This window comes from Bacillus sp. MYb209 (genome assembly GCF_002975175.1).
Classification (GTDB): Bacteria; Bacillota; Bacilli; order Bacillales; family Bacillaceae_G; genus Bacillus_A.
The window spans coordinates 257,193-270,937 of record NZ_PCNZ01000002.1 but is presented as its reverse complement, the minus strand read 5'-3'; the positions used below and the strand labels follow the sequence as shown (position 1 = coordinate 270,937).

At 36.5% G+C, this 13,745-nt stretch carries 12 protein-coding genes and 2 riboswitches; of the genes, 5 read left to right on the top strand and 7 right to left on the bottom strand.

Translation table 11 applies throughout. From position 1 onward, the window contains the following. Window positions 1-10: 10 nt before the first annotated feature. Both metH and CQZ94_RS04940 read right to left on the bottom strand, forming a co-directional pair. Complete coding sequence (gene metH, locus CQZ94_RS04945) at window positions 11-3,409, bottom strand: methionine synthase (protein ID WP_105584500.1); 3,399 nt, start codon at window positions 3,407-3,409, stop codon at window positions 11-13. After that, window positions 3,409-5,241, bottom strand: a complete 1,833-nt coding sequence (locus tag CQZ94_RS04940) for a bifunctional homocysteine S-methyltransferase/methylenetetrahydrofolate reductase (RefSeq protein WP_105584499.1) — start codon at window positions 5,239-5,241, stop codon at window positions 3,409-3,411. The genes metH and CQZ94_RS04940 overlap by 1 nt, the downstream gene beginning before the upstream one ends. A 70-nt stretch (window positions 5,242-5,311) precedes the next feature. Then, window positions 5,312-5,421, bottom strand: a riboswitch (SAM riboswitch). A 204-nt stretch (window positions 5,422-5,625) separates the two neighbouring features. Beyond that, window positions 5,626-5,739: riboswitch (SAM riboswitch) on the top strand. Between the two features lie 94 nt (window positions 5,740-5,833). Between CQZ94_RS04940 and metI the strand changes: the two genes are divergently transcribed. From metI to CQZ94_RS04920, 4 genes are all read left to right on the top strand, one after another. Continuing rightward, window positions 5,834-6,946 carry a cystathionine gamma-synthase/O-acetylhomoserine thiolyase gene (gene metI, locus CQZ94_RS04935; protein WP_105584498.1) on the top strand — a complete coding sequence of 371 codons (1,113 nt, stop codon included), beginning with the start codon at window positions 5,834-5,836 and terminating at the stop codon, window positions 6,944-6,946. Beyond that, on the top strand, window positions 6,943-8,106 hold the full coding sequence (metC, locus tag CQZ94_RS04930; protein ID WP_105584497.1) for a cystathionine beta-lyase: 1,164 nt from the start codon (window positions 6,943-6,945) through the stop codon (window positions 8,104-8,106). Before metI ends, metC begins: the two co-directional genes overlap by 4 nt. 171 nt (window positions 8,107-8,277) lie before the next feature. Further along, window positions 8,278-8,790 carry a cysteine hydrolase family protein gene (locus CQZ94_RS04925; protein WP_105584496.1) on the top strand — a complete coding sequence of 171 codons (513 nt, stop codon included), beginning with the start codon at window positions 8,278-8,280 and terminating at the stop codon, window positions 8,788-8,790. A 433-nt stretch (window positions 8,791-9,223) separates the two neighbouring features. Next, window positions 9,224-9,514 (top strand): ArsR/SmtB family transcription factor, encoded by a 291-nt coding sequence (locus CQZ94_RS04920; protein WP_000894375.1) that lies wholly within the window; start codon window positions 9,224-9,226, stop codon window positions 9,512-9,514. 150 nt (window positions 9,515-9,664) lie between these two features. On the opposite strand, the gene CQZ94_RS04915 is transcribed toward CQZ94_RS04920, so the two are convergent. Both CQZ94_RS04915 and CQZ94_RS04910 read right to left on the bottom strand, forming a co-directional pair. Next, window positions 9,665-10,777 carry a class I SAM-dependent methyltransferase gene (locus CQZ94_RS04915; protein ID WP_105584495.1) on the bottom strand — a complete coding sequence of 371 codons (1,113 nt, stop codon included), beginning with the start codon at window positions 10,775-10,777 and terminating at the stop codon, window positions 9,665-9,667. Between the two features lie 9 nt (window positions 10,778-10,786). After that, the gene (locus CQZ94_RS04910; RefSeq protein WP_002015137.1) at window positions 10,787-11,416 is read right to left on the bottom strand and encodes an MBL fold metallo-hydrolase; all 630 of its coding nucleotides are present in this window, start codon (window positions 11,414-11,416) and stop codon (window positions 10,787-10,789) included. Between the two features lie 170 nt (window positions 11,417-11,586). Here CQZ94_RS04910 and CQZ94_RS04905 point away from each other — a divergent pair, with 170 nt between their 5' ends. Then, a complete protein-coding gene (locus tag CQZ94_RS04905; RefSeq protein WP_002111850.1) occupies window positions 11,587-11,760 on the top strand; it encodes a DUF2759 domain-containing protein in 174 nt (57 codons plus the stop codon). 80 nt (window positions 11,761-11,840) lie between these two features. Here CQZ94_RS04905 and glcK read toward each other — a convergent pair whose 3' ends face one another. The 3 genes from glcK to CQZ94_RS04890 form a co-directional block, all read right to left on the bottom strand. Beyond that, entirely contained in the window at window positions 11,841-12,824 is a 984-nt protein-coding gene (glcK, locus tag CQZ94_RS04900; protein WP_105584494.1) for a glucokinase, read from the bottom strand. Window positions 12,825-12,843: 19 nt separating this feature from the next. Then, window positions 12,844-13,044, bottom strand: coding sequence for a YqgQ family protein (locus tag CQZ94_RS04895; protein ID WP_002173470.1), 201 nt, complete (start codon window positions 13,042-13,044; stop codon window positions 12,844-12,846). Window positions 13,045-13,148: 104 nt separating this feature from the next. Further along, complete coding sequence (locus tag CQZ94_RS04890; protein ID WP_105584493.1) at window positions 13,149-13,727, bottom strand: 5-formyltetrahydrofolate cyclo-ligase; 579 nt, start codon at window positions 13,725-13,727, stop codon at window positions 13,149-13,151. Window positions 13,728-13,745: the final 18 nt, after the last annotated feature.

The following is a 13,745-nucleotide window of genomic DNA, read 5'->3' as shown; positions in this document are numbered from 1 at the left end:
CCCTTCTACACTATAGTACACTAAAATATCTTGCCTCAGGGTGAGAAAATACCATAGCCGTTACAGATGCTTCTGGCTCCATCATAAATCCTTCTGTTAATGTAATACCTATTTCCTCTGGATGAATTAAGCGAAATAATTTTTCTTGGTCAGCAAGTTCTGGACAAGCTGGATAACCAAATGACACGCGTATTCCTCTATATTTCGTACGGAAACGTTCTTCCATCGTCAGTTCAGGTGAGTCTGGAATGCCCCAGCGGTCACGAATAAGCATATGTGTTTTTTCAGCAAGTCCTTCTGCTAATTCAAGAGCTAACGATTGAATGGCGTGACTGCGTAAATAATCACCCTTCGCCTTCCACTCTTCAGCAATGTCCCGAACCCCTTCCCCAACGGTAACAGATAAGAAAGCGACATAATCCATCTCATCTCCAATAGGGCGTATATAATCTCCTAAAGTACGGTATGGTGCTTTCCCTTGTCTCGGAAATTCAAATCGCTCTATGATACGTGTGTGATCTTCCGGATCGTATATAATTATATTTTGTCCATCACTTTGCGCCGGGAAAAATTGATAAACCGCTTTTGGACGTAACCAAGATTGTCCTTCTTGTAATAATTCATCAATTAAATCATTTAGCTCATGCGCTCTTTTATCCCCTTCTTGCAGGAGTTTTTTTACGTTTCCTTTTAACCCAAGGTGGTGTCCAATTAACATTTGTCTATTTAAAAACGGTGCAAGATGAAGGGTAGGAATATCCCGTAATACAACTCGTTTCGTCGAATCTGGTATCATAACAGCTGCTTTTGGCAACGGCTCAATAACTGCTGGAATTTCTACTTTTTTCTCCTCTTGTTTCACAATATGAAGATGGCGTTCCTTTTTATCTTGCTTCATCTTTTCACGTTCTTCTTCTTTTTGTAATTTGTTAATAATATCAAGACCTGTCATTGCATCACTTGCATAGCATACGAGCCCTTTATAAGATGGAGAAATACGATTATCTGTAAATTTCCTCGTTAGTGCTGCACCACCTACAACAATTGGAATATCAATATTTGCCGCTTTTAAATCTTCGGCAGTCGTTACCATTTGTTGCGCTGATTTTACTAACAAACCAGAAAGACCAATAATATCAGGTTTCTTTTCTTGTACTTCTTGAACAATTCGATCCGAACGAACATTAATTCCTAAATTAATAATTTCATATCCGTTATTTGATAAAATAATTTCAACGAGGTTTTTCCCAATATCATGTACGTCACCTTTTACAGTCGCTAATAATACTTTCCCTTTTTTTGCACTATCACTAGATTCCATATGTGGCTCTAGATAACTTACGGCAGCTTTCATACTTTCAGCACTTTGCAATACTTCAGCAACGATAAGCTCATTACCATTAAATAATCGCCCCACCTCATCCATTCCTGTCATAAGTGGACCATTAATAATATCCAGAGGTTTTCGTCCTTCTGTAAGCGCGAGACTTAAATCTTCTTGTAGTCCTTGCTTCGTACCTTCTACAATATAGTTTGCCAGTCGTTCATCAAGCGTTAGCGTTTCTTGTGTAGCGACTTCTTTCTTTTTGGCAACACGATAAAAGTTTGTAAATTTTTCTAACGTCTCTTTCGTCGTTTCAAATAATAATGCATCCGCAAGACGTTTTTCTTCCTCTGGAATTGACGCATAGCGCTCTAATTTTTCCGTGTTAACAATCGCATAATCTAATCCTGCTTTCGTTGCATGGTATAGAAAGACAGAGTTTAATACTTCACGTCCAGCTGGTGGTAAACCAAAAGATATGTTACTCACACCTAGAATCGTTAAACATTCTGGTAACGCTTCTTTAATAAGACGAATTCCTTCTATAGTCGCTGCCGCTGAACCTATATATTCTTCATCACCTGTTCCTACAGGAAACACAAGCGCATCAAAAATAATATCAGATGGGCGTATACCATACTTCTTCGTTAGTAATTCATAGCTTCTTTTAGCAATCTCTATCTTTCTTTCTGCACTAACTGCCATACCATCTTCATCAATTGTCCCTACAACTATCGCAGCACCGTATTTCCGAAGAAGGGGGGTCACTTTTTCAAAACGTTCTTCTCCATCCTCTAAATTAATAGAATTGATAACACCTTTTCCTTGAATATAAGTAAGAGCTTTCGCCATAACATTTTCATCTGTTGAATCAATCATAATCGGTACTTTTAACACTTTCGTAACTTCTGCCAAGAATCTTTCCATATCTTCTATTTCATCACGATCAGGGTCTGCCATACAAATATCAATAATATGAGCATTTTTCTTCACTTGCGCTCTTGCCACTTCAGCAGCCTCTTCAAATTTCCCTTCTGCTACTAATCTTTTAAACTTACGCGAGCCAATTACATTCGTCCTTTCTCCAACAAATAAAGGCCTCATAGAATCATCGTATTGTAACGCTTCTAGCCCACTAATTCCATGTCCAACCCTTTCATGATGCTCACGAGGATTAATCGAGGCAAGCGCTAATTTCATTGCACTTATATGTTCTGGTGTTGTGCCACAACAACCACCAATAATATTAATCCATCCTTCTTCAGCAAAACGCTTCACTTTTTCAGCAAGTGACGCCGGAGATTCATGATAATGCCCATCTTCATCAGGAAGACCAGCATTTGGATAACAAGAAATATAACACTCCGATAAATCAGATAGAGAACGAATATGTTCCCTCATAAATTCCGGACCAGTAGCACAGTTTAATCCAACCGATAACGGCTTCATATGCTCTACCGATAAATAAAAGGCTTCGATCATTTGACCCGCTAACGTCGTTCCCATCGGTTCAATTGTTCCGGAAATCATAATGGGTACTATTTTGTTTAGTTCTTCAAACGCCGATTGAATTCCAAGGTAAGCAGCTTTCACATTACGCATATCTTGACTCGTCTCAACGAGCAATACATCAACTTCTCCTCTTAATAACCCTCTCACTTGCCTTGTATACGCTTCGATTAACTCTTCAAAAGTCACACCGCCTGTAACACTAATTGCTTTCGTTGTTGGTCCCATTGCTCCCGCAACATACACTTCTTTCCCGCTTTCTTTAACCGCTTGCTTCGCCAAAAACGCTGCCCTTTCGTTTAACTCTTCATCTAAATGAGACAATGCATAATCACTTAATACAATATTCGTCGCGCCAAATGTATTCGTTTCAATAATATCGGCGCCAGCCTCAATATAGGCTTTATGAATATTTAAAATAACGTCTGGTCTTGTTTTCACTAAATATTCATTACAACCTTCGTATTCTTCTCCTCCGAAATCTTCTGCCGTTAGATCTTCTTGCTGAATCATCGTTCCCATTGCACCATCTAATATTAAAATTTCATGTTGTAATCTCTCTTCTATTCGTTTCATCAATTAATACCTTCTTTCACTTCTTGCTTTTCTCTCACATATTTCACGAGATGTTCTGTAATTTCATATTTTAAAAACGGTGTAATAAGATAAATACCGTTAAAGTATTTCATCGCCGCATCGATCAATTCTTGTGAAATACGAATTCCTTCCTCTATGGCTGCCTCTTTCGTTTCATGTCCATCCATTCTTTGTCTTATCTCTTCAGGGAGAGTAATACCTGGCACTTCAAAATGAAGAAAATCTGCGTTCAGCTTACTTACTAACGGCATAATTCCAATAAAGATAGGTTCTTCCAAATGCTTTGTCGCTTCGTATACTTCTTTAATTAAAGCTACATCATAAATTGGCTGAGTTAAGAAATATTCTGCTCCAGCATCAATTTTTCGTTCCATTCGTTTTACCGCTGCTTTTAAATGCCTTACATGAGGATTGAATGCCCCTCCGACAGAAAATCTTGTTGCCGGACCAATTGATTTCCCTAAAATAGAGCGACCGTCGTTCATCTCTTTAATCATTTTAATTAGCTCTATAGATGACAAATCATATACAGAAGTTGCACCTGGAAAATCACCAACGCGCGCTGGATCACCAGTTAAAGCTAACACTTCCTCCATACCTAATGCTGATAATCCAAGTAAATGAGACTGCAGTCCAATGACGTTATGATCTCTACACGTTAAATGCGTCAATACCGGAATATCATGCTTCGTTAATAATGCACCCATAGCCATATTCGAAACGCGAGGAGATGCTAATGAATTATCTGCTAGAGTAATAGCATCCGCTCCAGCCCTTTTCAGTGCTCTTGCCCCTTCAAAAAATCGCTGCGTGTCTAAAGTTTTCGGTGGATCTAATTCCACTACAACTGTCGTTTGTTTCTTTGCCTTCTCTGCGAGAGTAACATGAGCTCTCGAACGCTTCTCATGTGTATGGACCACTGTAGGCCTTTGAATCGTCTCCTTTGCTATTACAGGTACAACATTTGCAATAGCACGTTTCATTCCTTCAATATGTTCCGGGGTAGTACCACAACAACCACCTAATAAACGAATACCTTGTTCAATAAATTTTGGTGTCATCTCTTCAAAATATGCTGGACTTCCCTCATATACGTAACGCCCCTCCACATAATTCGGAAGACCTGCATTCGGATATGCTGATAAATAGCCATTTTGAGGAATCGATATCATTTTGAAAGCTTCCGTCATATGAAGTGGCCCCAGTTGACAGTTCAATCCAACAACATTGGCACCGTAATCTAAAAGCTGTTTTAATATTTCATTGACATCATTCCCATTTTGAGTCGTACCTGCCTCATGTAACGCTAACTGAGCAACAATCGGAATATTCGTTTGTTTACGCAATACTTTAACGGCATGCAATAATTCAAATTCATCATAAAAAGTTTCTAATAGTAATCCATCAACCTGTTCTTCTAGTAAAGCACCTGCCTGCTCAAGTAACATAAATTCTCGCTCTATATCAGTCGTTGTAACAGCACCAATATGTTTCATACCTCCAATTGTCCCTACAATTGCATTCCGCTCTGTTACCGATGCTTTCGCAATATTCACTGCCGCTTTATTAATTTGGACAACTTGATTTTCTAGACCATACATGCGGAGTTTCGCTTCATTCGCACCATACGTATTCGTTTGAATAACATCCGCTCCAGCAGCTACATATTGTTTATGGATCGATATAATTAAGTCCGGATCAGACAAATTCAATTCTTCAAAACTACTTTGTAAACCATGCGAATGTAATAAAGTTCCAACTGCTCCATCACCTATTACAATTCCTTTTGATAATAAATCTAGTAATTTCACGAATCTCCCTCATTTCTATCAATATAAAAACCCCCTCTTCACTTTGAAGAGGGGGACATAATTGTTCCTCCTCTTATTATGCAAAACACACGTTTTGCAGGTTTTAGCACCGTTTCAAACATTTAGTTTGCAGGTTGCCGGGTTTCACAGGGCCTTTCCCTCCACCGCTCTCAATAAGAGTTTGTCTTTATTATTTTATTTATGTAGCTAAAAGGAAATACGTTCCCCTTTTAACAATGTCTGTTAATTTTTTAATAAATTTAGCATGCACAAAAATAAAAGTCAATGACACTTGCGGAAAAATAAAAATAATTTAAAATAAAGTTGCAATTCAATTATCTTTTGTTGTAAAGTTAAAAACATAATAAAAATTTCATACGAACATTCTTATCTAGAGAGGTAGAGGGACTGGCCCTATGACGCCTCAGCAACCATTAACATTCATTCGTTAATAAGGTGCTAATTCCAGCAAATTGTGAAAGATTTGACAGATGAGAAGAAGACTCTATTCAAACCGAAAGCCTTCTTCTTAGAAGGCTTTTTTTATTTTAAATTCACTTAGTCGTTCACTTTAAAAAGGGGGAATTTTCACATGTCAACAATCGAAACAAAACTAGCACAAATCGGGAACCGTAGCGAAGCTACAACAGGAACTGTTAATCCACCTGTTTATTTCTCAACTGCTTATCGTCACGAAGGAATTGGTAAATCTACTGGCTTTGACTATTCAAGAACTGGAAATCCGACTCGCGGTCTTTTAGAACAGGCAATTGCAGATTTAGAAATCGGTGAGCAAGGGTATGCCTGTAGCTCAGGAATGGCGGCTGTCCTCCTTGTCCTTTCACTATTCCGTTCCGGAGATGAGCTTATCGTATCTGAAGACTTATACGGAGGAACATATCGTCTATTTTCCGAACATGAAGACAAGTGGAATATTCGATGTAGATACGTAGATACACAATCTATTAAACAAATTGAGCAAGCAATCACATCTCAAACGAAGGCTATTTTCATAGAAACACCGACTAATCCATTAATGCAAGTAACTGATATCGCCAATGTAGCAAGTGTAGCGAAAAGGCACGGACTACTTCTTATTGTAGATAACACGTTCTATACACCTTATATACAGCAACCATTAACAGAAGGTGCAAACATCGTCCTTCATAGCGCAACTAAATATTTAGGCGGGCATAACGATGTACTAAGCGGACTTGTCGTTGCGAAAGGGAAATCTCTTTGCGAGGAGCTTGCTCATTATCATAATGCCTCTGGTGCTGTCTTAAGCCCGTTTGATTCATGGCTATTAATTCGAGGCATGAAAACTTTAGCACTTCGCATGAAACAGCATGAAGAAAATGCTCATGCAATTGTTGCTTATTTAAATGATGAAGATGGTGTGACAGATGTATTTTATCCAGGAAGAGGTGGTATGATTTCATTTCGCCTTCAAGATGAAACTTGGATTAATCCTTTCTTACAATCTTTATCCTTAATTACATTTGCTGAAAGTCTTGGCGGCGTCGAAAGTTTAATGACTTATCCAGCAACGCAAACTCATGCCGATATTCCTGAAGAAGTTCGAACAGCACGTGGTGTGTGTAATCGTCTTCTCCGTTTTTCAGTCGGCATCGAAAATAGCAATGATTTAATTCAAGACTTAAAGCAAGCAATTAAAATTGTAAAAGAAGGTGTAAGAATATGAGTTATTCCATAGATACGCTTTTACTGCATAATCAATACAAGCATGACACACACACAGGAGCTGTTAACGTTCCCATCTATAACACATCAACATTTCATCAGTTTGATGTAGATGCTTTCGGAAAGTACGACTATAGTCGATCTGGAAATCCGACACGTGAAGCTCTTGAAGATATCATTGCTTTATTAGAAGGCGGGACAAAAGGATTCGCCTTTGCATCAGGTATTGCAGCAATTTCTACTGCATTTCTCCTTCTTTCACAAGGCGATCACGTACTCATTTCAGAAGACGTATATGGAGGCACTTACCGAATTATAACTGAAGTTCTCTCCCGTTACGGTGTTTCACATACATTTGTTGATATGACCAATTTAGAAGAAGTGAAGCAAAATATTAAATCGAATACAAAGCTCTTTTACATCGAAACACCTTCTAATCCGCTATTAAAAGTCACGAATATTCGTGCCGTTTGTGAATTAGCGAAATCAATTGATGCTCTTACTTTTGTAGATAATACATTTTTGACACCACTATTTCAAAAACCGCTTGATCTTGGCGCTGATGTCGTTCTTCATAGTGCAACAAAATTTATTGCTGGTCATAGCGATGTCACCGCCGGATTAGCTGTCGTAAAAGATGAAGAACTCGCTCAAAAGCTCGGATTTCTACAAAATGCTTTTGGTGCTATTTTAGGACCTCAAGATTGTTCTCTCGTACTTCGCGGCATTAAAACATTGCATGTACGTCTCGAACATTCAGCTGCAGGTGCCAACAAAATCGCACATTTTTTACAGGAGCACTCTAAAGTTCAAAATGTCTATTACCCTGGATTTCAATCACATCTTGGCTATAACATTCAACAATCTCAAGCGACATCCGCTGGAGCTGTCTTATCTTTTACTCTGCAGTCAGAAGATGCACTCCGCCAATTTTTATCGAAAGTAAAATTACCTGTTTTTGCAGTTAGTTTAGGAGCCGTCGAGTCAATTCTTTCCTATCCAGCTAAAATGTCACATGCGGCTTTATCACAAGAAGCTCGTGATGAAAGGGGCATTTCGAATTCATTACTTCGCTTATCAGTCGGCCTTGAAAATGTTAACGATTTAATATCCGATTTTGAAAATGCTCTTTCTTATGTAGAAGAACCGGTAAATGCATAGAGAGAAAAGAAGATATGAAATTAAGTTTTCATATCTTCTTTTTATGCTGTCTAGCATATTCATTTTAATGTTTTTTCTTTTTGTATAGTTCATTAAAAAATAAAAGTATATCATCTATTTCCAAGTAATGGATTAATTGATATATTAAGAAATAAAAAAGGGGTAAAAATAATGGATACTTGTGCAGATATTTTAATCGTTATCGATTTACAAAATGGGGTATGTTATAGCGGAGAGCATTTATTTGATTTACAAAACTTGCTTACAAAAGTAAATAAAAGAATTTCTTCATACAGAAAATCAAATAAACCAATCATTTTTGTTCAACATTGTGATGATGATTTAGTACCCGAAAAAGAACCTTGGGATATTCATACCAATCTAGATGTTCAGGAACAAGATTTCTTTGTAAGAAAAACACATGCAAATTCATTTTATAAAACAAACTTAAAAGAGATTTTAGAAAAATTATCTGTACATCGCATTGAATTTTGCGGCGCCCAAACAGAATACTGTATGGATGCTACGATTAAATTTGCCCACGGACTAGGATACGAAAACTTCATGGTACAGAAAGCAACCTCTACTTTGAATAATTCATTTATGTCTGCAAAAGAGACAATTGATTTTTATGAGAATATATGGAACCACAGATTTTTAAAGTTGATAAAAGATGAACTCTAGAATAAATGACTAATGACTTGATTATTCTAAGATTTATCAGTTACATCCAAACATTTCTTTATCACCATAAAGAAGCTAATCATAATCAGCTTCTTTTCTTTTAACCTGTTATATATTCTATATATAACATTATAATTCCTTTGTCATATTATTTTAAAAATTTCGTATATTCATTTGAAAGAATAAGAAAATCATGATAAAATTGTGTTACGAATATATCTATATCTTTCAATTTTTGAAACGCATCAAAATTTTCACCCAAAAATGTCATTTTACAAAACTGTTCAAATTTATCTATTTTATTTACATCAGGGTCTCTTTTCTTACAATTTCTTTACTTTAGGACTTTTTTTCTGCAACAACTGTTTTCTTTTCTTTGATTTTTTGGTATGTATAGTATGGTATAACAGCTCACACGGAGGTGGAAAAGAACATGTTAGAAACCTTTCAAAAAGAAATAGAACTATATGAAAGCAATGCAGAATTATTGAAAGTGCTTGCTCATCCTGTTCGCTTATGTATTGTAAAGGGATTAATTGAACGTGGCCCAAGCAACGTTTCTACAATGTACACAGGCTTAAACATGCCACAATCTACAATTTCACAGCATTTAGCAAAGTTAAAAAGTGCTAAAATCGTTTCTAGTGAAAGAAAAGGATTGGAAATTTACTACAAAGTAGAAAACGAAACAATTATTCAACTCGTTCGCGTATTATTAGGTTAGGGACCTATAGACAGAGAAAAAGAGCGTATTCTATATTTTTCATCTCATATCTTTAATATAAATATATATCATGAGAGAAAATATATAATGCTACATAATTAAAAGTCGTATTAAAAAACAAGACACAGAAAATACTGTGTCTTGTTTTTTTCATATTGTTAAATATTGATTCAAAAGTAAATTCTTCATATCTTTCGTGTGTATAACAACATCGAAAGCATTACCTAATCCTCCGTTCAAAATCATAGAGCGAATAGCTCTATTTAGTTTTTGAGTTTCAGAAAAAGGGTTGGTATCTTGATGGCTAGCAAGCTGATCTAATATTCCTGCTGCTAACAAAAACTCTGATTGCTTCCTATGCCATATCGTATTAATTCCTTGTAGCTCAAAATTCATCTTCAACTCATCCCAATGAACATGCGTAGTAAGGTCCATTTCTCCTGGATATGCAAGAGGATTACGAATTAGCTTGTGCTTATAATATCCTCTTAAACTTCCTTCACGATGTGCAGGATGCATCCATTCTTCTTTTGTATATCCATAATCAACTGTAATACATATACCTTTCTGAAACCATTTCGCAATCTCTTCTATATACTCTTCCATTGCAATAGGCACTTCAAAACGCTGTCCCTCAGCAATATGAATGTTATATTTCAATAAGTAACGACCGACTCTTTTCTCTATCGGTCTAAATACTTCTGTAAGGTTTCCCTCATCTGTATACGTGATACGTACTTCATACAAAATTCCATTTCTTTTCTCAACTATCTCAACAGGAAATGCATCAAATAATTCATTCGAAAAAATAATTCCTTCGAAAGACTCTCCCATTTCAATATAAGATGTATAATACGACACATTATCAAATAAGCAAAGCCTCTCCTGTTGTAGCCTTCTATGAAAAGGGCTCACTTCAATAATTGAATAGTTTAAATTTACAAAGGTTTCCGGAGACAATTGTTTCCATTCTTGTAAAACATCATAGGCAAACTTTCCTGTTCCCCCACCAATCTCACAAATATTTGGAGAAACTTCTCCCTTTTCAACAAGCCGAATAAAAAACTTAGCAAAAGTCTTCGCAAATACAGAAGATACATTGCTACTCGTAAAAAAATCTCCCTGTCTTCCAATTTTTTCACGTTCTCTCATATAATACCCATGTTCCTCTGCATATAATACGAGGTTCATATACGTACTATATGAAATCGAATGATCCTTTTCTTTTCCCATCCATTCTCTTAAATTGAGCTCCATCCCCATAATGACTCCTTATTGTAAAAATGGATTATTTTCTTTTTCAAAACCAATGCTTGTTTCTGGACCGTGTCCACATAGCACCGCTGTTTCATCTGGTAATACAAATAATTTCTCTTCAATACTTCCAATTAATTCAGCAAAACTTCCACCAGGTAAATCCGTTCTTCCAATACTCATTTGGAACAATACATCTCCAGAAAATACAGCATTCGCTTCTTTACTGTAATAAGAAATACTTCCTGGAGAATGTCCTGGTGTCTCAAAAATTTCAAAACTAAAAGAACCGATCGTTAATGTACCCTCTTCGTCAATAATATGATCTGCTGGTTTTGCTGTAATACTGCGGTTCATCATAAAAATTTGCGAGCCATTCACAGTTGCATCGCCTAACCAATCCGCTTCTTCTTTATGTACGTATACAGGAATATGAAAAGCGTCTCTCACCGCATCAACAGCACCGATATGATCGAAATGAGCATGTGTTAATAAAACCGCAAGTGGTTTTAACTGTGCTTCTTGTAAATATGTAACAAGTTTTTCTCCTTCATGGCCAGGATCAAAGATAATACACTCATTTTGATCATTCGTTAAAATATAAGCATTTGTTTGTAATGGGCCTAACGGCATTTGTATCCATTTCATATGAAAATCTCCTCCAGTTATTTAATTTACTTTTAATGATACAACATTTCTTTCTCTTAGGAAAAGAAGGGGTGTTATCTCGACAATCATTTTTAAAACATGTACAATATAAAAGAGTAAATATTCTAAAAACTCATCCTGCGGAATGAGTAGACAGAGGAGGATATTGTATGGGCCTTGTTATTATTTTTACGCTAGTCACTCTGTTAGCTGTATTTGCTACGCTTAGAACACTTCGCGAAAAAAACTTATTCGCGGGCGGCTTTGCTATTGCAACCGTACTTGTTTTCGGATGGTTTACAATCATGACTGTTCTATATAATGGGTACCCACCAGCAGCTTAATCCATTTACATTTTTATTCTCCAACAAGATCTTGCATAAAAAGAGGAAGGGGGCCCCTTCCTCTTTTTATTATTCACAACTTATATCATCTTCGCCTCGTATTTGTGCTTTTTTACAAGCCACGCTCCTCCAATTACACCTGCATCATTACCAAGTATTGCAATTGCTAACTTTGTGCTCTTTACAGCACGAGAGAAAGCATATTGCTCGAAATAACGTTGAATTGGCTCTAATAGTGCATCTCCAGCTTTAGATACGCCACCACCAATTACGATTTTCTCTGGGTTCAACGTACTAGCAAGGTTCGCTACAGCTAATCCTAAATAAGAAGCTACTTTTTCCACTACTTCACCTGCTAGTTCGTCACCCTGTCCAAGCGCTTCAAACACATCTTTTGATGTAATAAGCCCTTCTTCTGCTAACATAGAACGTAAAATACTTTCTTTATCTGTCTCTTGTATTTTTTGCATAGCAACACGCACAATACCTGTTGCAGAGGCTACTGTTTCTAAGCAACCCGACTTCCCGCAATTACATGGAAAAGCGTTCTCTGTAACAACTGTAATATGTCCAATCTCACCAGCAGCACCGCTTATACCATGTACAATCTCACCATTGGCGATAACACCACCACCAACACCAGTGCCAAGTGTCATACAAATTAAATCTTTTGCTCCTTCACCAGCACCTTTCCACATTTCACCAAGCGCCGCTAAGTTTGCATCATTATCAATAACAACAGGTAATCCCGTTTCTACTTCTAGTAAATCTTTTAACGGATAGTTTTTCCATCCTAAATTAACCGCTTCATAAATCATTCCAGATGCCACATGTACTGGACCAGGAGCTCCCATACCAATACCAATTAGCTTGCTTTTTAATTCACCTAATTCTTCTAACTTTTTATCAATAGCTTTCGCTACATCAAGTGTAATATGTTTTCCTTGTTCATTTTTATTCGTAGGGATTTCCCACTTATGTAAAATTTCACCGTACACATTAATAAACGCTAATTTAATCGTTGTACCACCAAGGTCAACACCAACTAACCATTTCTCTTCCATGTTACGTACCTACCTTTATCTAATTCTTATTTATCTCTTTTTGAATTTCTTGCTTCAACAAAAATAAAGCTGTTTGATAGTCTTGTGGATCGATTAGCTGTGATTGATTTAATTCACGCAATTCATCTTGCATTAATTGTAAATCAGCGATTCGATCACCCGTATAAATAATCGTGCCAAATTTCTTTAGCAATTGCTGAATATCATAAATGGATATCATTTCATCACCCTCTATGCTCACTTACTATAAAAAAATTATAATAAGAAAACGTTCACATATTTTATTATAATCAAGAAGAAAAAGTCTCGTCAATTTTTATTTGTCTATACAAGCCCATTTATAACCATTGTTCCTTTTTCTGTAATAATTTTTTCTACATTTTTATCAAACGGCTCTACCGGAATATGTTTTACAATTTGAAAATCATAAGCTAATGACAGCGTTTTCCCTTTATAGTGCACGAGATAACGATCATAGTAGCCACCGCCATATCCAATCCGTTCTCCTCGCTGTGTATAAGCTACTCCTGGTACGACAAGAAGATCAATTTCACACGCATTCACTTCTTCCGTAAGCGCTGGAATCGGTTCACGTAAATTCATATATACTGTTTCTAATTGATTAAAATTACTAATTTGTCGGAAAGACATCGTTCTTGCCCCTTTATTACACTTCGGAACAACAATTTTCTTTCCTTCTTCCCAAGCTTTTTCGATAATAGGATATGTATTCACTTCATGCTCCATCGAGAGAGTGATTCCAATTGTTTTAGCTTCAACCCACTCTTTTTGTCCATACACCGAAACTGCAATTTGTTCCGATAAAGTTGTATACTGTTCTTCAGATAAAGAATTCATGTGTTCTATTATTTGTTTGCGTAAACGTATTTTCTCTTCTTTCACACACTTTTCCCCCTTGCA

What these genes read in the sequence shown, in the direction of transcription:
- metC (WP_105584497.1), top strand. Translation starts at nt 6,943, where the DNA reads ATGAGTTATTCCATAGATACGCTTTTACTGCATAATCAATACAAGCAT.
- CQZ94_RS04920 (WP_000894375.1), top strand. Translation starts at nt 9,224, where the DNA reads ATGTTAGAAACCTTTCAAAAAGAAATAGAACTATATGAAAGCAATGCA.
- CQZ94_RS04925 (WP_105584496.1), top strand. Translation starts at nt 8,278, where the DNA reads ATGGATACTTGTGCAGATATTTTAATCGTTATCGATTTACAAAATGGG.
- CQZ94_RS04910 (WP_002015137.1), bottom strand. Translation starts at nt 11,416, where the DNA reads ATGAAATGGATACAAATGCCGTTAGGCCCATTACAAACAAATGCTTAT.
- metH (WP_105584500.1), bottom strand. Translation starts at nt 3,409, where the DNA reads ATGAAACGAATAGAAGAGAGATTACAACATGAAATTTTAATATTAGAT.
- metI (WP_105584498.1), top strand. Translation starts at nt 5,834, where the DNA reads ATGTCAACAATCGAAACAAAACTAGCACAAATCGGGAACCGTAGCGAA.
- CQZ94_RS04915 (WP_105584495.1), bottom strand. Translation starts at nt 10,777, where the DNA reads ATGGGGATGGAGCTCAATTTAAGAGAATGGATGGGAAAAGAAAAGGAT.
- CQZ94_RS04905 (WP_002111850.1), top strand. Translation starts at nt 11,587, where the DNA reads ATGGGCCTTGTTATTATTTTTACGCTAGTCACTCTGTTAGCTGTATTT.
- CQZ94_RS04895 (WP_002173470.1), bottom strand. Translation starts at nt 13,044, where the DNA reads ATGATATCCATTTATGATATTCAGCAATTGCTAAAGAAATTTGGCACG.
- glcK (WP_105584494.1), bottom strand. Translation starts at nt 12,824, where the DNA reads ATGGAAGAGAAATGGTTAGTTGGTGTTGACCTTGGTGGTACAACGATT.